This is a genomic window from Bacillus sp. FSL R10-2780 (assembly GCF_038006125.1).
In the GTDB taxonomy this organism is placed as follows: domain Bacteria; phylum Bacillota; class Bacilli; order Bacillales; family Bacillaceae_G; genus Bacillus_A; species Bacillus_A cereus_U.
The window spans coordinates 3,535,640-3,553,945 of record NZ_JBBOUQ010000001.1 but is presented as its reverse complement, the minus strand read 5'-3'; the positions used below and the strand labels follow the sequence as shown (position 1 = coordinate 3,553,945).

Sequence of the window (18,306 nt, the reverse complement as noted above, 5' to 3'; positions counted from 1 at the left end):
AACATTAATGGTCAGACGTCATTCGTTATACGACTGATAACTCATGGAAGTGGAGGATTCACATATGAAGTTAGTAATGTTTCTAGTCGGTTTACTTGTAGTATTTGTACTAGGGTTCCTTATAAGTTCAGATCGTAAGAAAATTAAATATAAACCAATTGCAGTTATGCTTGTAATTCAATTGGTACTTGCGTATTTCTTACTAAATACAAAGGTCGGATTTGTATTAGTAAAAGGGATTGCAGATGGATTTGGCGCTATTTTAAAATTTGCGGAAGCTGGGGTTAATTTCGTATTTGGTGGTCTAGCAAATGATGGACAAGCACCATTCTTCTTAACAGTATTATTACCAATTATTTTCTTAGCAGTACTAATTGGGATCTTACAACATATAAAAGTTTTACCGATTATCATTCGTGCAGTCGGTTTCGTATTAAGTAAAATTAACGGTTTAGGAAAACTTGAATCATATAACGCAGTAGCAGCGGCAATTGTCGGCCAAGGTGAAGTATTTATTACGGTAAAAGATCAATTAAGTAAATTACCAAAAAATCGTTTATACACACTTTGTGCATCTTCAATGTCAACAGTATCGATGTCAATCGTTGGTTCTTATATGAAGATGATTGATCCAAAATATGTAGTAACAGCACTTGTACTAAACTTATTTAGTGGATTCATTATCATTCATATTATTAATCCATATGATGTGAGCGAAGAAGATGACATTTTAGAATTACAAGAAGATAAGAAACAAACATTCTTTGAAATGTTAGGCGAATATATTATGCTAGGTTTCTCTATCGCTGTAACAGTAGCGGCGATGTTAATCGGTTTCGTAGCATTAATTACAGCAATTAACGGTGTGTTCGATTCAATTTTCGGAATCACATTCCAAAGCATTTTAGGATATATCTTCTCGCCATTAGCATTCGTAATGGGCATTCCAACATCAGAAATGCTAACAGCAGGACAAATTATGGCAACGAAATTAGTAACGAACGAATTTGTTGCGATGCTTGATCTAGGAAAAGTAGCTGGTGAGTTATCAGCTCGTACAGTAGGTATTTTATCAATCTTCCTTGTATCATTTGCGAACTTCTCATCTATCGGAATTATCGCAGGTGCAACGAAGAGTATCGATGGAAAACAATCAAACGTTGTATCTTCATTCGGATTAAAACTTGTATACGGTGCAACATTAGTAAGTATATTATCAGCGGTTATCGTTGGGGTTATGCTTTAATAAATAACAAAGAAGTCGTTTATCTCTCACTTCGGGAGGATAAACGACTTTTTGTTTAACTTGCTTTATCCAAGTCTTTTTTAAACCGTGGTCTCTCTAAATAAGTTCCCAGTCTCCACACATATTCCACAGGACCCATTCGGTATTTCTGTAGCCAATAGGTACTAACGAATAATTGAATCGTATAAATTCCAATGGTTAAAAGAATACCGAAGAAATAGCCAATTTTACCGTATAAGCCAAATCCATATGCGTAAAAAATAGTTGTTGTGATAATAGATTGCGCTAAGTAATTACTAACCGACATTTTTCCCATGTTCGCCATGTATGTTAGTAAATGCGCTACCTTTTTGTAATGGAATAATAAAATAATCGTGCTTCCGTAAAAGAAGGTCATGGTTACTGGTGTAAGACTATCTTGTAACATAATTAAAATCGGATGTTTCACGAATATAGCTAAGATTTTAATTGTAAAAGAGAAAATCCCAGTGATAAGCCAAATTTTTTTGACAGCAGGTATATGTTGATTGACCTCAAATAGCCAGCCCTTTTTCCCCACATACATTCCGAGTAAGAAAAGTGGAGACATAAAAATTATTGCGAAAACTGATATGAAAACTAATCCGAAAACACCGTTAATCCCCATATAATCAAAAGGATTTTCAGTCAATCTAAAGTTGACATGATCCATATAGCTTCCAGTCTCATGGACCTTATGTTCCTTTTCGGTATAAGGTGCGAGATCATCGTAGGGGTTCGATGTTGATTCCGATTGGTAAGATGCGAGCATAATGAGTCCTAGTAAAATAGATGCCCAAATGAGCAATGTTTTCGGTTTTCGATTGATGAACATCATTAAGAAAATCCCGATAACCCCGTAGGCAAATAAAATATCTCCCTCCCAAACAAAGGTGCCGTGAATGTAGCCTAGCAGTAAAAGAATGATAATACGTCTTATGTATGTGGGGAAGAATTTCTTTCCTTTCACAATAATACTTTTTTGTAGCAAAATAATGCTAAGACCAAATAAAAAAGAGAATAGGGACATGAAATTGTGGGTGCCGAAAAATTGAATAAACCAATTAGCACCTTCATCAAGTTTTCCAAATATGTAAGTTGGTTTTTCACTGGCGAAGAATCCAAATTGAATTAAGGTCATATTGACAAGTAAAATACCAAACAAAGCGAAACCACGGATTGCATCAACAGCTTCTACACGCTGATGCATTTTTTCTCTCCTCGTATATTATTTTATCCCGCATTAACGAGCAGTAAGACTCACACCTCAAAATTCGGCTGGAGCAAAGAAGTTAGGTGGGAGATCAACTGCCCGTAAACGCCCGATTGGTGAGGGCTAATAATCAGTGGGGGATGAACAAAACCCCACTGATTAAAGTTTCACTTTATATTGAAAATAATACCATTTTCTTACTGGTACTATGTCAAATACAAGGAAATTTAAGGTGATTTTAAGCTAGAGGGAAAATAAAAAAATCACCTTAATACATTCATTAAGGTGATTAAAATATTATTCAGCCGGAGGCGTAAATGTACGTTTTTCTAGTTCAGCATCTAGCATAAATAATGCGTTTGAATCGCTTGTAATACGTTTTAATTTTTGAATGATGCTATCAAATGAAGCTTCTTCTTCTACTTGCTCGTCAACGAACCATTTTAAGAAGGTAATTGTTGCGTGTTCACGCTCATCCCAAGCGATATCAGATAAGTGATAAATGCGTTTCGTTACTTCACGCTCGTGCTCAAGTGCAACTTCAAAAGCGTTTAATACAGATTCGTATTCGTTGTTAGGATTATCAAATCCAGTAATAATAGCGCGCTCCCCGCGGTTATTAATATAGTTGTAAAGCTTCATTGCGTGGAAACGTTCTTCTTCAGCTTGTACAAGGAAAAAGTTAGCGAATCCATCGTAGCTTTCCGCTGTACAGTAAGCAGCCATTGCCATATAAGCGTGGGCAGAGTAAAATTCAAAATTCATTTGTTCATTTAGTGCGTCGTGCAATTTTTTAGATAACATAAAATCCCCCTTATTATTTTGACAAGAACATTATATCACAATTGATAATGTTCTCATTTAGATGTTTCGAACCTTTTTGAAAGCTTTGTGACGTGTGTTTCCATAATGTCTTGTAAATCCAAATCATATTTTTGTGAAAGAACAATAAGATTAGAAAGTACATCACCAAGTTCTTCTTTTAGTTCTTGTTTTAGCTCTTCTTGTGTTTTCGTTTGTTCATCAGGGCGATCACGACCGATTTCAATTGCGCGAACAACGCGTGAAACTTCCCCAACTTCCTCAGTTAAGAAATTTAAGCGAATAAAGGAATTATACTGTGACCAGCTTCGTTTTTCATAAAATTCCTCCACCCATCTTTGAAATGCGACGATATCCATTTCTTTCTCATCCCTTCAATATGTTGTACAATACCCATTGTATCATAACAATATATAGTTTCGAGGTGTAGGGATGAGAAAGATTTGTGTGTTTGCAGGTTCAAATTTAGGGGAGAGACCAGAATTTAAAGAGCAGGCAATAGAGTTAGGGAAAATGTTTGTTGAGAACGATTATGAGCTTGTATATGGCGGTTCATGCGTTGGATTAATGGGAGAAGTGGCAAATGAAGTTCTTCGCCTAGGTGGACGTGTAACAGGTGTTATGCCGCGTGGTTTATTCCGTGGTGAAATTGTTCATACAGGACTAACAGAATTAATTGAAGTAGAAACGATGCATGAGCGTAAGGCGAAAATGGCAGAGCTTGCGGATGCTTTCATTGCATTACCAGGCGGATATGGAACGTTTGAGGAATTATTTGAAGTTGTATGTTGGTCACAAATTGGTATACATGATAAGCCAGTTGGTTTATTGAACATTAAAGACTTTTACGGACCAATTCTGCAAATGGTTGAACGCGTAGCTGAAGAAGGCTTTATGAACCCATCGAATAAAGAGTTAATCGTTTCAGCTGAGACGGCTGACGAATTAATTCATAAAATCCAAAATTACGAGCGTCCTGTTTTGGGGACTAAGTGGAAGCAATTATCATAGTACAATTTTATAGGGATTTATAGAAACACATGTCTTTTTTATTGTAAAAAGGTATGTGTTTTTAATTTGGTTAAATATGTTAATGTTGAAATATAATGTTTTTTAGAAAGGGAAAAATAGATGGAGGAGTTTGTATATTTACGTCCTGTTTTTAAAAGTATTTTAGCAGCGTCTATTCTTGTAATGCTAATTGTTTTCAGACAGAAGAAAGAGCTGATTAATGAGTTTTCGCTTTGGTTTATTTCGGTATTGTGTATTGGTGTTTCTGCGATAGCACTTGTTATGTTAGGATTTATTGCCGATGAGTATAGTTTAGGCGGAGATTTGCAGTCTTCTAATATGTTTATTGGGATTGTTTTGATAAGTGGTCTAAATTTCATTATTTACTATAAACGGAAATAACAAGGAAGGCATTCCATATTACTTTGGAATGCCTTTATCATTTTGATTACTTTGTTTTTTATATAGATTTTTGGAAACACATGTAAATTCATTCTAAAAAGACATGTGTTTTTAATTTGGTTAAATATATTGATAGTGAGATGTGAAATCGTTGGAAGAGGGGAAGTAGATGGAGGTATGTTTTGCTGACTTAAAAAAAGAACATCTGAATAAAAGGTGAATAAGGAATTATTGAGTGACATAGAATTGTTCCGTTAAAGGGTCAGATTGTGGAAGATAGGGAATGTTTTTTATGAAGGTAATAGAGGTTTTTTTAATCGAAATCAGAATGAATTTTATAGATGTAATCCTTTGGGAATTTTTAATCAGTTATGTATCATAATCTAATCATTAAAATGAAAATTGGAGGAGAAATAATCATGGGGCATTCTGTATTAAAAATGTATGACTACCACTTATGGGCAAATGAGGTTATTTTAAATCGCTTAAAAGAACTACCGCAAGACATTTTCCATAAGGAAGTTAAGAGTGGTTTTTCTTCGGTGGCAAAAGTAATGTCTCACATATACCTCACAGATTTAGCCTGGCTTGAGATTATTTCTGGTAAAAGCATGAGTGATGCAATGGCACACACAGACCAATTGAAAGAGCAGCTGGAAACAAAAAATATTGAGGAAATGGAAACTAGTTTTTATGAATTATCTAAACGATATAAAGAACTTTTAAGTAGTCAACAAGATTATGAAAAAGTGTTTGAGGTTGATAATCCATATGCTGGGCACCTGGATACGACGGTTTCTGAAACAATACTACACGTCGTCACCCACGGAGCATATCACCGTGGGAATATAGCCACAATGTTGCGGCAAATGGGGCATACCTCTGTTATGCAAGATTTTGGACTATTTCTATATTCAAAATGAATTCTTTTTATTTACCATAGAATATGGGTTTTTATGATGTTTTTTGGGACTGCTTTTATTAGTGGTTTAAGCTTAATTATGTAATATAGAATAAAGGCATTCCATATTATTTCGGAATGCCTTTATTGTTATTTTTATTTTGTTTTTTATACAGGTACCAGCCACCCCAGCCGCCACCAATTGCTACAACAACGAGGAAAGCATAGTCTTTAACCTCGACACGTATATTGAAAATATTAGCTATGAGTAAGAGAATCCCAACTGTTATTAACGCGAAAAATGCTCTAATTAAGTAGTCTTTCAACTGAACCACTCCCGTCATTTAAGTAGTAAATGATGAACTTGGACAAGCTTTTTGGATCTAATTACTAAAGGGTGTTTCCTATATTTTAACATAAAAGAGATTGTAATATATTGATAAAAGTAGTGGAGGGGAGTGCTATTATTGTCGTGATTTGTCGGTAAGTCGATATATTGGAAAAATCGCTGATAAATTTGATGGAATCGCCGATATAATTTCTGCGCGATTACCCCATAGAAAAAAGCGACTCTGAACGAGCCGCTTCCGCTTTTAAATCTATTATTGATTCAAGAATGCACGTAGCATCCAAGCGTGTTTTTCTAGTTCTGTGTAGATGCCTAGTAGTAGGTCAGATGTCATTTCGTCGTCAGAGTTTTGAGCGATTTCCATGCCTTTTTTCAGTTCAGTTAGCATCATTTCGTAGTCTTTCATGATTGCTTCGACCATCGCTTCTGCAGTTTCTCCGTAAGCTGCTTCTTGAATAGAAGATAGTTCTAAGTATTCTTTCATTGTTGCTACTGGTTTGCCGCCAATTGCTAAAATGCGTTCTGCAATTTCATCGATGTGAGTAGCTGATTCTGTGTAAAGCTCTTCAAATTTTTCATGTAGTGTGAAGAATTGAGGTCCTTTTACGTACCAATGGAAGTTGTGTAGTTTTGTAAATAAAACGCTCCAGTTTGCTACTTGTTTGTTTAATGCTTCGATTACTTGTGTATTCATTATGATCAATCTCCTCTTGAGTTATTATGTTATACAAATTACTAATTTATAATTATTATAATCTAGTAATTTGTATAAATCAACCCTTTTGTTGGAATTAATTTGAACAAATTATGAACTGTTGTAAATAAAAACCCCCTATTACTGTGAAGTAATAGGGGGTTTTTATTTGATATATAGCTCCAGCGGCTAGAATCTCCGGTCATTTCGCTCTCTCGCTCGAAGCAAAAAGCGCTTCAAGGTCGAGAGCTCCAATGCCCTGCGATTCTGAACGAGCCGCCTCCGCTTTTATTTGTTATACAGCCTGTTTCTTTTCTTCTACATCCTGTCCATCCCAGCACTCTGTATTCTTTAAGCCAGGAATAGAACTTGCAAGGAAAACAGGGTCTTTTCCTTGTTTCTTTTGCTTTATATAGTCTACTAATGCTGCGTAGGCAAATTTGCTAAGGAATGAGATGGCAATTAGGTTTGTAAATACCATTAGTCCCATAAAGAAATCAGCTAAGCTCCAAACTGTTTGAAGGGCAGCGATTGATCCGAAGAACACCATTCCGACAACTGCAACACGATAAATCAGTAACCATGTTTTGCTTTCTTTAATGAATGCGATATTTGTTTCACCATAATAGTAGTTTCCTAGTAAAGAACTGAAAGCGAATAGGAAAATAATAATCGCTAAGAAAGTGCTTGCCCACGGTCCAATTTGTGAACTTAATGCTTGTTGTGTTAATTCAATACCTTCTAAATTTGATCCTTTGTAAAGTCCAGAACATAATACGATAAACGCCGTTGATGTACATACTAAGAATGTATCTACGAAAACACCTAATGCTTGAACAAGCCCTTGTTTTACAGGGTGAGATACATCTGATGTTGCTGCTGCGTTAGGAGAGCTACCCATACCTGCTTCTGTCGCGAATAAACCGCGCTGAATTCCGAACTTGATTGCTGCTCCAATACCACCAGCGATGGCTTGGTCTAAACCAAATGCACCGTTAAATATTTCTAGAAAAATGCTTGGTAACATATTGAAGTTTTTAATAACGACAAAAATAGCCACACCAATATAAACGATTGCCATTGGAGGAACAATCATTTCTGTAATACGTGAAATGCTTTTAATACCACCAAAAATAATAACAGCAACTAATAAAGCTAATACAGCTCCTACGATAGTTCGTTCTAGTCCAAAAGCATTTTCAAACGCTATTGTTACTGTATTTGCTTGTACTGAATTGAAGATTAATCCGTATGCAACTGTAATGAGAAGTGAAAACCAGATGCCCATCCAGCGTTTGTTTAATCCTTTTTCCATGTAATATGCTGGGCCACCACGGAACCTGCTTCCATCTTTTACTTTATAAATTTGCGCGAGTGTACATTCTACAAAACTAGTAGCTGCACCGAGAATAGCGATAAACCACATCCAAAATATTGCACCAGGTCCACCCATAGAAATTGCGAGTGCTACACCAGCTAAGTTCCCGATACCAATACGTGCAGCTGCACTTAAGCAAAATGCTTGGAATGGAGAGACGCTATCTTTTTTCTTTTCTTTTCGATTGAACCCTTTACTAATTAAACTGACCATTTCACCGAAATGAGTAATTTGGACAAATTTTAATTTGAAAGAGAAATAAAGACCGAAGCCGATTAGCATTGCAATAAGAATATATGACCATAAAATATTATTCGTTACTTCAAGGAATCTGCTAAAGATATCAACCATATAATACACTTCCTTTTTTCATAATAAGAAAATTATATGCAAAAAATATACCAGAATCAAATTTTCTAAAAAATATGTTACTTAAATGCGTTTTATGTTATGATTAAGTTACATCGTAATATTTTTAGAATTATTTACATTTTAAAAAACTAAATTTAAAACGAAAAAGAGGGGATAATTTGAAAGAAGAATCTTTATTGAAAGTAAGTCTTAAGAGTTTGAAAATGAGAAGTAATTTATTTTTCATCATTACATCTTTAAGTATCTTTTTAGGAGCCACTTATTATTACAATAAAAGATTTCCAAATCACAGATATCCTGACTGGTTAGAATTTCTAAAATTAGTTGGTTGAAGAAAAGACAGAAAAACAGAAAATTCAAATAAAAAATTATTTATTGTTGAGGAGGAACTAGTATGAATATAAGAGAAAGTGAACTTCCAGGTATTGGTTATAAGTTTCAAATCGTTACGAAAGGTAACGAAAAAATGGTGATTGTCATTCATGATGATGGGCGTAGAGAAATGTATCATTTTGATACAGACCATGAAGAAAGCATCTCAAGTATTTCATTGCGTGACTCAGAGGCAAGACAAATTGCAGCAATATTAGGCGGGATGGTATATAAACCTCGGGCATTAGAAAATGTTGAGATGGTCTTTGAAGGTTTAGCGATTGAGTGGTTCAAAGTGGAGAATGCAGCTCCAGCAATTGGAAAAACAATTGGTGATCTTGAAATAAGAAAAACATATAGCGTAACGATAATTGCAGTTATGAAAAAGAACATGAAAAAGCTATTTAATCCAGGACCAGAAACGGTAATTGAAGAAGGAGATATGCTTGTAGTTTCCGGTGAGAGAGAAGAAATTAAAAAGATTATCAATGAATTACTTTCGAATAGGGGGACTGACTAGATGGATACTTTAATTTTTGAAGTTGGTACAGCTTTAGTTTTAGTAGCAATTGCGGCGGTAATCGCTGGAAAGTTTAAATTCTCAGTAATTCCTTTTCTAATCGTTCTTGGCATGTTAGTAGGGCCGCACGCGCCGACAATAGGTGTTATCGATCTCAAATTTATTGAAAGTGCAAGTGTGATATCCTTCCTTGGAAGGATTGGCGTTCTGTTCCTTCTTTTCTATCTAGGATTAGAATTTTCGATGAAAAAACTAATTAAATCTGGACGTTCGATTGCTATTGGCGGAACGATTTATATTTTAATTAACTTTTCACTAGGATTATTATACGGATTTATAATGGGATTCCCGTTACTCGAAATCTTAATTATTGCGGGTATTATTACGATTTCTTCTAGTGCTATCGTTGCAAAAGTGTTAGTTGATTTGAGAAGAACTGGTAATAATGAGACCGAATTAATTTTAGGAATTATTATGTTTGAAGATATATTCCTTGCTGTATATTTATCAGTAGTTTCTGGCTTAGTCCTTGGGGATCACGCTTCGTTCTTAGGTGCCCTCACTTCAATTGGAATTGCTTTAGGATATATGCTTCTATTCTTCGTAGTAGCTAGAAAGGCTACGCCGTTATTAAATAGATTGCTCAATATTAGTTCAGATGAAATCTTTATTATTGTAGTATTTGCTTCGCTATTCTTTATTGCTGGTTTTTCAGAAACAATTCACGTTGCAGAAGCAATCGGGGCACTTCTTTTAGGGTTAGTTTTCTCAGAGACAGAGCATAGTGATCGAATTGAACATCTTGTTGTTCCATTTAGAGACTTTTTCGGAGCTATCTTCTTCTTCAGTTTCGGATTAAGTATAGACCCGTTCTCATTGGGCGGAGCAATATGGTTAACGTTAGGTGCTGTCCTTCTTACAATCATCGGAAACTTTGTAGCAGGGATGATTGCAGGACGACAAGCTGGATTATCTCATAAAGCTTCAACAAATATTGGATTAACAATCGTTTCAAGGGGAGAGTTCTCCATCATTATGGCCAATATCGGTATCGCCGGTGGTTTAATGTCAGTATTGAAACCATTCTCAGCGCTATACGTGCTTATACTATCCATTTTAGGACCTCTTCTTACGAAAGAGTCAAAGAATGTATATAAATTTTTAAATAAAATCTTTAAGTGGGATACGAAGAATAGCTAAATTTTAAACAATTGACGTGTAAAGTCAGATTTTATATAAAGTGAAACTATAATCAGTGGGGGGTTCATCCCCCACTGATTATTAGCCTTCACCAATCGGGCGTTTACGGGCAGCCCGACTCCCACCTAACTTCTTTGCTCCAGCCGAATTTTGAGGTGGGAGTTTTACTGCCCGCAAATAGCGGGATAAAGCATTATCGTGAAGGAATCTATAGTTAAATAGATTCTTTTTTTTATGGGAAATTAATAACTGGTTGTTGCTTGTTAGAGAAGGATATGTTTAATATTTACCATATTGTGGCATACATATAGGAAAAGGGAGTTTGGAAAGGGGATTATTGAGAAATGGAACTCCAGTTTCAAAATGTATATCAACAAGTTGAGAATTGGTATGTGTTGGATTCGGAGCTTCCTTGGGATGTCAAAAAGTTAAGAAATGATTTGTTTTCTCTTATTGAAGTAAGTGCAACGCCAGTTATTTTTTGTGATACGTGTGATGCGAATCATGTACTTTTATCATTAGGAGAAGAAGAAGAGGAGTTTTTATTCCCGGTAGGTGGTTTTTATCATAAAGAAAAACAATTAATTTTCGTTTGTATGTGGGAAGAGTATGAGCAAGTGCTCAAAACGCTATTGCATGAATTCAGGCATGCGATGCAGCATAAGGACGATGTACTATATGTTGGACATGAACTATACGAAGAAAGATGGATCGAGAAAGATGCGAGGTATTTCGCGGAGAGGAAGCTAGATGAATACAAAAATAGAAATTTAATCTGAAGCATAGTGGAGAAAAATCACTGTGCTTTTATTTGTTGCTAATTTAAAATAAGTAGTTGACCTTTATTAAGTTTAGTTCTAAACTAATAGTATCAAATGAGCGAGGTGATGGAATGAAAGCAGAGGAAAGACTTGGATTACTATTATGGTTTCGTTTATCACGCTTTTATAATAGAAGTATTCGTGAGACAAATCAGCATTTGAAAAAGTGGAATGTATCTGCCGCTCAGTTTGATGTATTAGTTCAAATTGGAGGACACGATCGTTTAACGCAGCAAGAACTTGGAAATAAGTTGTTTGTTACGAAAGGAAATGTTACTCAGCTTTTAAATAAGATGGAGCAACTAGATTGGATTCAGCGTGAACAAGAAGGTACGACGAAATATATTTCATTAACAGAAAAGGGAAAGGTTCTATATGAAGAAATAGTCCCGCCGCAAGAAACATTTCAAGCAGAGCAATTTGATAAGTTAAATAGAGAAGAACAAAAACAATTATTAGAATTACTGAAGAAGTTGCAGTAATAAAATTAAAAATAAATATCTCGATTTCGAGATAATATGAGGTGAAGGGTATGTTTAGAAAAGTTGATCATAAAAATATGGGAAGAGCAAATCACGGTTGGTTAAATACACATTTTCATTTTTCTTTTGCAAATTATTATAATCCAAACAACATGAATTTTGGAGCAGTACGTGTTATGAATGATGATTTAATAGCGGCACAAACAGGTTTTGATATGCATCCGCATCGTGATATGGAGATTATCTCTTACGTTATAGATGGTGAATTAACACATGAAGATAGTATGGGGAACCGCGGGACAATTGAGCGTGGGCATGTTCAATATATGAGTGCAGGTACTGGTGTATTTCACAGTGAGCATAACTTAGGAAATGAAACATTACGTCTATTGCAAATTTGGATTTTACCAGACCGCGATGGTCATAAACCGAACTATGGTGAGTTTAAATTTGATTGGAGCAAACGTGAAAATGAGTGGTTCCATATGGTATCTCCTTCTGATGGAGATGCACCAATTCATATTCACCAAGATGCAAATTTATATTCTTTATCATTAGAAGCGGGTAAAGAAATTCATTTTCCTGTTAAAGAAGGACGTCAATTGTACCTTGTACAAATTGAAGGTAGCAGCGTTGTAAATGGTGAAACACTTGTAATGCGTGATGCAGCGGAGGCTGTAGAAGAAGATATTCACATTCAAGCGAAAGAGAAGTCTCACTATGTAGCAATTGAAATGAAAATGCAATAAAGTGAAGTTTTAATCAGTGGGTTGTTCAGTATATAAATAGCGGAATGAAAAGTTATAGGAAAGAGGACATCGAAAAAAGATGTCCTCTTTTTGGTGAGTTGAATTATCAGAAAAAACTTTCTCAATGTTTAAAAACAGGTATACGAATAAGTATTTAGAATTGTAATAAGTGTGTCAAAAATTCTTAGGGGAATGGGGAGTGTTAGATTGAAAAAGCAAGTAATTTCATCAGCATTAGCGTTAACTGTTATCGCAAGTGGGTTTGGGGCATTTGGAGCAACTACGACGAAAGCAGAAGAGCAAAAAATCCAGTATCACCAAGAGTTCAAAACACCAGCTTACATAGGTGAAGAATGGAAAGCGCCAGAAGGACTAGATAAAAAAGAGACGGTCTTTCAATATTTAGAGAGTAAAAAGGATATGTTTAAACTAGCAGGAAATATTGATAAACATTTCAATATCGTTGGTGAAGAAAAAGACGATGAATCAGGTACAACACATGTGAAGTTAGTTGAGAAGCATAATAACATTCCTGTGTATGGTTCAGATCAAACGGTTACGCTTGATAAAGAGAATAATGTAAAAGCATTTTTCGGACAAGTTATTCCAAATTTAGATAATAAAAATATTCCTGCATCTGCAAGTATTAGTGCGGAACAAGCAGAAACGATTGCAAAAGCTAATATTGAGAAAGAAATTGGTAAAGTAAAGAATTATGATGGTGTGAAAAAAGATTTATATGTGTATGAAAAAGATGGTCAATACTATCTTGCATATCTTGTAAAAGCGTCGGTTTCGAAACCAGCTCCAGGATATTGGCATTATTTTGTTGATGCAACAAATGGAAATGTTATTGAGAAATATAATGCTGTAGATCACGTTACTGGATTTGGTTACGGAGTATTAGGGGCTAGACAATCATTTGAAATTGCTCAAGATACGAAAACAGGAGCGTTCAACTTATTTGATGGTACACGAGGTCAAGGTGTCCATACATTTGATGCAGAGAATATGGATGAAAACTGGTTTAATTTCTTCTCACAAATTCTTGGATATACAGGAGAAGAAGTTGTAAGTAAATCTAAGTTCTTCGAAGATAAAGCGGCAGTTGATGCGCATGTGAATGCAGGAAAAGTATATGATTATTATAAAAAGACATTTAACCGTAACTCTTTCGATGATAAAGGTGCGAGACTTATTTCTACTGTTCACGTAGGTGAATCTTGGAATAACGCAGCGTGGAACGGTGTGCAAATGATGTATGGTGATGGAGATGGTAAGACATTTATTCCATTATCAGCAGGGCTAGATGTTATTGGCCACGAATTAACGCATGCTGTAACTGAACATACAGCAAATCTTGTTTATAAAGATGAGTCAGGAGCGTTAAATGAATCGTTATCTGACATTATGGGTGTCATGGTTGAGAAGAAGAGCTGGGATTTAGGTGCAGATATTTATACACCTGGTAAACCAGGTGATGCACTTCGTTCACTGAAGGATCCAGCATCTATTCCAAATCCATTAAAACCAGGTGAAGGTTACCCAGATCATTACAATAAACGCTATACTGGTACAGCTGATAATGGCGGCGTTCATATTAACAGTAGTATTAACAATAAGGCAGCATATTTAGTGTCTGAGGGCGGTACGCATTACAGTGTGAAAGTAACTGGAGTGGGCCGTGAAGCGACAGAAAAAATTTACTATCGTGCTCTTACAAAATATTTAACTGCAAACTCTGATTTCAAAATGATGCGTCAAGCTGCACTTCAATCAGCAGAGGATCTATACGGTAAAAACTCTAAAGCTGTACAAGCTGTAACGAAAGCTTATGATGCTGTAGGAGTAAAATAATAAGAGAAAAAGACCTGACTGGATTGTCAGGTCTTTTCCTTATTTAGTCACGAATACCTAATGCGATTTTCGCCATACGTGACATACGTTCTTTTGTCCATGGCGGATTCCATACAACTTTTACTTCTATTTCATTTACTTCGGGTACGTTCGTTGATAATATTTTTTTAACGTCTGATACGATTTGGCCAGCCATTGGACAACCGATAGAAGTCATTGTCATTGTAATGACAGCATTATTATTGTCATCTGCTGTAACGTCATAAACTAATCCGAGATTGATAATATCAACACCTAATTCAGGGTCAATAACAGCTTCTAAGTTCGCATATAACTTTTCTTCAAATACTTGTTGTGACATGTGTAGCACCCCCTAAATATTAATGATATCGATTCTCATTATAATGGATATGCGTATAAAGTGCAGGAAATGAGCTCAAAAAAATATTCCTCCCTTGAAAGGAGGAATATTTTTTTGGAAAGCTATTCAGTTTTAAAATGAGATACAAGCTGATCTAATTCTTCAACTGTTTGTTTCATTTGTTTTGCAGTTAGGGTCATTTCATTCATAACAACGACTTTTTGTGCAGCGAATTGTGCTGTTGCGACAGTCTCACTTGAAACTTCATTAGAAATTGAAGCGATGTTATTAAGTGAAGCATTCATTTCTTCAGCACTTGCGGCCATTTCTTCAGCAGTTGCTGATATGTCTTGGATTTGAGTAGACACTGTATTCACTTGACCGACGATTGTTGTGAAAGAAGAGCCTGCCTCACGAATGACGTTAATACCTTCAAATGCTTCAGAGCGACCTTGAGACATCATAGAGCTAGCAGTTTTTGTATCATTTTGAATTTGATGTAGCAACTGGTTAATATCTGTTGCCGCTGTTTTTGATTGTTCAGCAAGTTTACGAACTTCATCAGCTACGACAGCAAATCCTTTTCCTTGTTCACCGGCACGAGCCGCTTCAATAGAAGCATTTAAAGCAAGTAGATTTGTTTGTTCAGCGATATTGGAAATAGATTGTACAGCTGCATCAATATATTTCGTATGAGTGATTAGACGTTCGACCACTTCTGATGTAGCATTTACTGCTTCGTGAATCGTCGTCATTTGTGAAATGGATTTTTGAATAACAGTACTTCCGTCGTTAGCGTGTTCTGACGTGGCTACAGCTAGTTCGGCTACAGAAGAAGCAGATTCTGCAATGCGCTGAACACTCATTGCCATATCATCCATTGCAGTCGAGCTTTCTTCCATACTAGAAGTTTGTGATTGGATGCTGGCATTTAAATTGGACATCGAGCTTTGAACTTTTATTGTCGCATCACGTGATGTATTGGTCTTTTCTAGCATGTTTTCGGAAGCATTTTGTACTTCCACAGAAGTTTTTTGAACACGATTAATGATATGCTGCAAGTTTTCTAACATGTTATTAAATGATGTGGCAATAGCACCGATCTCATCATTGCTATTTACTTGTAGACGTGCTGTTAAATCACCTTCTTGAGAAGCTAATTCTTTTAATTTCGTATCAATTTGTTCAATTGGTTTAACAAGCTTGCCAGAGAACCACCATGCAAGAATGAGTGCAACAATAATACATATAACAAGTGATAAGAAAACAATATATTCAATTAGCAGTGAAGATTGATCAATTTTTTCAATGGATTGTTCACGTAACTTAGCTTGTTCGTTACTATAGTTTGTAAAATCACCAATAACTTTATAAACAGTACCATTTTCTGAAGAAGCAAGTTGTAATGCTTCTTCCCATTTTTGTTCTTTTGCAAGAGAGAAAACTTTTTCTTCAATAAATATTCTCCAAGTAGAGCCTAGTTCCATAGTATCTTTTACAGATTGTGATACGTTAGGGTTAGAAAGAAGTTGTGCTTTATTATCTTCAAGAAGCTTACTCATTTCATGAAACTTGTCTAATTCGACTTGATCATGTTGCAGTAAATAACCCCTTAAAGCTGAAAGTTGTACTTGATACGCGTCTCCACGTTCTTTTAATTCTGTTGCAAGAGGGGAAATATCTTTTTGTAGTGTTTCAGCTTTATGAGATTGGTCAACAGCAAAGAATAAAATAAAAGCTAATGCGATGCCAAATAAAGCGCAAATCGTTCCCATCATGAACAGAAGTTTTTTTCTAATGCTCATAAAATTCATATGATAAAAAAGCCTCCTTTTTTTAAAAATCTTAGTATTAGAATTAATTCATATAAAAATTAAACGAAAACCTTACTCCTAAAGGAACAAAGCTTTCTTCTTTCCTTTAGGCATTATAGCAGACAGAGGAAGAGAGAGAAAGATATATTTTAAAGTGAAAAAAGAGGGCTGAAAAGTAATCTCTCTTTATTATGAATTTTGTTTAAAAAGATTATAGAAGATAATGGAAAGAGGCAGATAAGTAGAATTAAAATGGATATATTTATATATCAAAAATTCTTAAATAAAAATAAGAAATGCTATTGTAATTCGAAATAACATCCTGTATACTTCTAATTAGTTGATAACGATTATCACTATCAACTAAAACATTACTCTTCGTTATGTTGGTCATACCCCTTTTTGACGACGTAAGTCAGAGACGAATGTTGAAATATCTTGTGTCCTATTCTACAGAATTATGGTAATCTCCAACCTCAACTTATATGCGTAAGCATGCAAAAAAAGGATCCTATCCGTGAAGGGATCCTTTTTTGCATGTTGTCGCAATTAATGTATATAGACCGGGTATGCGTTCTTCAATTCCTTCGGGTGAAGTAGAAGGGAAGACCCACCTTTGATGAGGTCCGTGTTCTTCAATCAATTTTTCAACCTTGAAATTTGTTTCTGCCATTGCTGAAATAACTTCTCCTAGTGTCCAGCGCCTAATTTTTGTTCTCGGTAAAGCGTATTTCTGTGATTCCGTAAGGAGAGTACTATAAGCTACGTCATCTTCAATAAGTTCCTCATCGAAATAATTTCCATTTGCTCGAAATGATGGATGATCTACTCCTAATAATTTTGTATAAACGGGATGATAATCGCGCAGTAGAAATGTCCCATCTTGTTTTAGTAAGTGAGAGATTATATGAAAGAGTGGCTTTAAGTCTAAAAAGTAATGGAGCACGCCAAGTTCCAGTAACACGATATCAAATGATTGGGATAGATTTAAATCTAGTACGTCGGAAACGATATACTGAATAGAGACACCAGCAGCTTCGGCTAGTTCGGTTGCATATTTTTCATTACTTGCTGAAATATCTACAACTGTTACATCGGCTCCTAAAAGAGCAAGAGCAACTGCTTTGTTGCCTTTTGATCCGAGTAAATTAATAATACGCTTTCCTTTTGGAGATTGTATGTAGGGTAAATAATGATCTACCTCGCGTATTGGATCTTCCATGAGCTTTTTCGCATAATTCTCTGGCGCCCCGTGGCGATTTGTCCAAGCTTCATAAGCAGCTGCGTTCCAGCTTTTTTCATTTATCGTGCTTAGTTGCTTTTGATTCAATGTTATCACTCCTTTTGTGAACGTATATTTATTCGGCGGGAGAATGAGATTTCCTGTTCTTTTTGAATTAAAGTTTGATTTTTCTGTTATTAAGTCGTAAAATACGTGTTATACATAAAAGCATTGAAAAGGAAAAGTAGAATGAAACCATTCTTTCCAGAGAGCTTCGGTAGCTGAGAAGAAGCAAGAATATTCATTTGAACAATGGCCTTTGAGCTTCGTCCTGAACTTATCAAGTGATAATAGTAGGCGGCGACGAGAGTTGGTACTCGTTATCAAAACCACAGTATAAGAGCATATAGCTCCGTACTTGTTAAGGTTAGTTATGTGAATAACTGACGAAATAAGGTGGTATCGCGACTGTTTATCCAGCCCCGCCCTTATCTTTTTTAAG

At 35.5% G+C, this 18,306-nt stretch carries 19 protein-coding genes and 1 other annotated feature; of the genes, 10 read left to right on the top strand and 9 right to left on the bottom strand.

Annotation, left to right across the window (positions count from 1 at the left end; genetic code table 11):
* Positions 1-64: 64 nt before the first annotated feature.
* A complete protein-coding gene (locus tag NSQ47_RS18675; protein WP_002112757.1) occupies positions 65-1,246 on the top strand; it encodes a NupC/NupG family nucleoside CNT transporter in 1,182 nt (393 codons plus the stop codon).
* Between the two features lie 55 nt (positions 1,247-1,301).
* On the opposite strand, the gene NSQ47_RS18670 is transcribed toward NSQ47_RS18675, so the two are convergent.
* The 3 genes from NSQ47_RS18670 to NSQ47_RS18660 all read right to left on the bottom strand — a co-directional run bounded on the left by NSQ47_RS18670 (position 1,302) and on the right by NSQ47_RS18660 (position 3,658).
* Complete coding sequence (locus tag NSQ47_RS18670) at positions 1,302-2,474, bottom strand: DUF418 domain-containing protein (protein WP_341037639.1); 1,173 nt, start codon at positions 2,472-2,474, stop codon at positions 1,302-1,304.
* A gap of 300 nt (positions 2,475-2,774) precedes the next feature.
* Entirely contained in the window at positions 2,775-3,281 is a 507-nt protein-coding gene (locus NSQ47_RS18665) for a ferritin (protein ID WP_341037638.1), read from the bottom strand.
* Between the two features lie 53 nt (positions 3,282-3,334).
* Positions 3,335-3,658, bottom strand: coding sequence for a MazG nucleotide pyrophosphohydrolase domain-containing protein (locus NSQ47_RS18660; protein WP_002089472.1), 324 nt, complete (start codon positions 3,656-3,658; stop codon positions 3,335-3,337).
* Positions 3,659-3,731: 73 nt separating this feature from the next.
* Between NSQ47_RS18660 and NSQ47_RS18655 the strand changes: the two genes are divergently transcribed.
* The 3 genes from NSQ47_RS18655 to NSQ47_RS18645 all read left to right on the top strand — a co-directional run bounded on the left by NSQ47_RS18655 (position 3,732) and on the right by NSQ47_RS18645 (position 5,635).
* Positions 3,732-4,310 (top strand): LOG family protein, encoded by a 579-nt coding sequence (locus NSQ47_RS18655; protein ID WP_445662096.1) that lies wholly within the window; start codon positions 3,732-3,734, stop codon positions 4,308-4,310.
* A 120-nt stretch (positions 4,311-4,430) separates the two neighbouring features.
* Positions 4,431-4,712: a hypothetical protein gene (locus NSQ47_RS18650; protein ID WP_341037637.1), complete on the top strand. Its 282-nt coding sequence runs from the start codon at positions 4,431-4,433 to the stop codon at positions 4,710-4,712.
* A gap of 419 nt (positions 4,713-5,131) precedes the next feature.
* Complete coding sequence (locus NSQ47_RS18645) at positions 5,132-5,635, top strand: DinB family protein (protein WP_215580059.1); 504 nt, start codon at positions 5,132-5,134, stop codon at positions 5,633-5,635.
* Between the two features lie 106 nt (positions 5,636-5,741).
* On the opposite strand, the gene NSQ47_RS18640 is transcribed toward NSQ47_RS18645, so the two are convergent.
* The 3 genes from NSQ47_RS18640 to NSQ47_RS18630 all read right to left on the bottom strand — a co-directional run bounded on the left by NSQ47_RS18640 (position 5,742) and on the right by NSQ47_RS18630 (position 8,385).
* Positions 5,742-5,939: a hypothetical protein gene (locus tag NSQ47_RS18640; RefSeq protein WP_000656311.1), complete on the bottom strand. Its 198-nt coding sequence runs from the start codon at positions 5,937-5,939 to the stop codon at positions 5,742-5,744.
* A gap of 276 nt (positions 5,940-6,215) precedes the next feature.
* Complete coding sequence (locus NSQ47_RS18635) at positions 6,216-6,656, bottom strand: Dps family protein (protein WP_341037636.1); 441 nt, start codon at positions 6,654-6,656, stop codon at positions 6,216-6,218.
* A 295-nt stretch (positions 6,657-6,951) separates the two neighbouring features.
* Positions 6,952-8,385 carry an alanine/glycine:cation symporter family protein gene (locus NSQ47_RS18630; protein ID WP_016106569.1) on the bottom strand — a complete coding sequence of 478 codons (1,434 nt, stop codon included), beginning with the start codon at positions 8,383-8,385 and terminating at the stop codon, positions 6,952-6,954.
* A 415-nt stretch (positions 8,386-8,800) separates the two neighbouring features.
* Between NSQ47_RS18630 and NSQ47_RS18625 the strand changes: the two genes are divergently transcribed.
* From NSQ47_RS18625 to NSQ47_RS18600, 6 genes are all read left to right on the top strand, one after another.
* Complete coding sequence (locus NSQ47_RS18625) at positions 8,801-9,298, top strand: cation:proton antiporter regulatory subunit (RefSeq protein ID WP_002159951.1); 498 nt, start codon at positions 8,801-8,803, stop codon at positions 9,296-9,298.
* Positions 9,299-10,498 (top strand): cation:proton antiporter domain-containing protein, encoded by a 1,200-nt coding sequence (locus tag NSQ47_RS18620; RefSeq protein WP_199661764.1) that lies wholly within the window; start codon positions 9,299-9,301, stop codon positions 10,496-10,498.
* Positions 10,499-10,842: 344 nt separating this feature from the next.
* Positions 10,843-11,277 carry a DUF3920 family protein gene (locus tag NSQ47_RS18615; protein WP_341037634.1) on the top strand — a complete coding sequence of 145 codons (435 nt, stop codon included), beginning with the start codon at positions 10,843-10,845 and terminating at the stop codon, positions 11,275-11,277.
* 113 nt (positions 11,278-11,390) lie between these two features.
* Positions 11,391-11,801, top strand: a complete 411-nt coding sequence (locus tag NSQ47_RS18610; RefSeq protein WP_070129146.1) for a MarR family winged helix-turn-helix transcriptional regulator — start codon at positions 11,391-11,393, stop codon at positions 11,799-11,801.
* A gap of 50 nt (positions 11,802-11,851) precedes the next feature.
* Entirely contained in the window at positions 11,852-12,550 is a 699-nt protein-coding gene (locus NSQ47_RS18605) for a pirin family protein (protein ID WP_341037632.1), read from the top strand.
* A 207-nt stretch (positions 12,551-12,757) separates the two neighbouring features.
* On the top strand, positions 12,758-14,407 hold the full coding sequence (locus tag NSQ47_RS18600) for a M4 family metallopeptidase (protein WP_002112730.1): 1,650 nt from the start codon (positions 12,758-12,760) through the stop codon (positions 14,405-14,407).
* A gap of 43 nt (positions 14,408-14,450) precedes the next feature.
* Here NSQ47_RS18600 and NSQ47_RS18595 read toward each other — a convergent pair whose 3' ends face one another.
* The 3 genes from NSQ47_RS18595 to NSQ47_RS18585 form a co-directional block, all read right to left on the bottom strand.
* On the bottom strand, positions 14,451-14,768 hold the full coding sequence (locus NSQ47_RS18595) for a metal-sulfur cluster assembly factor (protein ID WP_341037631.1): 318 nt from the start codon (positions 14,766-14,768) through the stop codon (positions 14,451-14,453).
* Between the two features lie 122 nt (positions 14,769-14,890).
* The gene (locus NSQ47_RS18590) at positions 14,891-16,582 is read right to left on the bottom strand and encodes a methyl-accepting chemotaxis protein (RefSeq protein WP_002159959.1); all 1,692 of its coding nucleotides are present in this window, start codon (positions 16,580-16,582) and stop codon (positions 14,891-14,893) included.
* A gap of 511 nt (positions 16,583-17,093) precedes the next feature.
* Positions 17,094-17,912: a class I SAM-dependent methyltransferase gene (locus tag NSQ47_RS18585; protein ID WP_341037629.1), complete on the bottom strand. Its 819-nt coding sequence runs from the start codon at positions 17,910-17,912 to the stop codon at positions 17,094-17,096.
* Between the two features lie 114 nt (positions 17,913-18,026).
* Positions 18,027-18,297, top strand: a binding site (T-box leader).
* Positions 18,298-18,306: the final 9 nt, after the last annotated feature.

Excerpts from the sequence above, each read along its gene's own strand:
- NSQ47_RS18675 (WP_002112757.1), top strand. The coding sequence starts at position 65 with ATGAAGTTAGTAATGTTTCTAGTCGGTTTACTTGTAGTATTTGTACTA.
- NSQ47_RS18670 (WP_341037639.1), bottom strand. The coding sequence starts at position 2,474 with ATGCATCAGCGTGTAGAAGCTGTTGATGCAATCCGTGGTTTCGCTTTG.
- NSQ47_RS18665 (WP_341037638.1), bottom strand. The coding sequence starts at position 3,281 with ATGTTATCTAAAAAATTGCACGACGCACTAAATGAACAAATGAATTTT.
- NSQ47_RS18660 (WP_002089472.1), bottom strand. The coding sequence starts at position 3,658 with ATGGATATCGTCGCATTTCAAAGATGGGTGGAGGAATTTTATGAAAAA.
- NSQ47_RS18655 (WP_445662096.1), top strand. The coding sequence starts at position 3,732 with ATGAGAAAGATTTGTGTGTTTGCAGGTTCAAATTTAGGGGAGAGACCA.
- NSQ47_RS18650 (WP_341037637.1), top strand. The coding sequence starts at position 4,431 with ATGGAGGAGTTTGTATATTTACGTCCTGTTTTTAAAAGTATTTTAGCA.
- NSQ47_RS18645 (WP_215580059.1), top strand. The coding sequence starts at position 5,132 with ATGGGGCATTCTGTATTAAAAATGTATGACTACCACTTATGGGCAAAT.
- NSQ47_RS18635 (WP_341037636.1), bottom strand. The coding sequence starts at position 6,656 with ATGAATACACAAGTAATCGAAGCATTAAACAAACAAGTAGCAAACTGG.
- NSQ47_RS18630 (WP_016106569.1), bottom strand. The coding sequence starts at position 8,385 with ATGGTTGATATCTTTAGCAGATTCCTTGAAGTAACGAATAATATTTTA.
- NSQ47_RS18625 (WP_002159951.1), top strand. The coding sequence starts at position 8,801 with ATGAATATAAGAGAAAGTGAACTTCCAGGTATTGGTTATAAGTTTCAA.
- NSQ47_RS18620 (WP_199661764.1), top strand. The coding sequence starts at position 9,299 with ATGGATACTTTAATTTTTGAAGTTGGTACAGCTTTAGTTTTAGTAGCA.
- NSQ47_RS18615 (WP_341037634.1), top strand. The coding sequence starts at position 10,843 with ATGGAACTCCAGTTTCAAAATGTATATCAACAAGTTGAGAATTGGTAT.
- NSQ47_RS18610 (WP_070129146.1), top strand. The coding sequence starts at position 11,391 with ATGAAAGCAGAGGAAAGACTTGGATTACTATTATGGTTTCGTTTATCA.
- NSQ47_RS18605 (WP_341037632.1), top strand. The coding sequence starts at position 11,852 with ATGTTTAGAAAAGTTGATCATAAAAATATGGGAAGAGCAAATCACGGT.
- NSQ47_RS18595 (WP_341037631.1), bottom strand. The coding sequence starts at position 14,768 with ATGTCACAACAAGTATTTGAAGAAAAGTTATATGCGAACTTAGAAGCT.
- NSQ47_RS18590 (WP_002159959.1), bottom strand. The coding sequence starts at position 16,582 with ATGAATTTTATGAGCATTAGAAAAAAACTTCTGTTCATGATGGGAACG.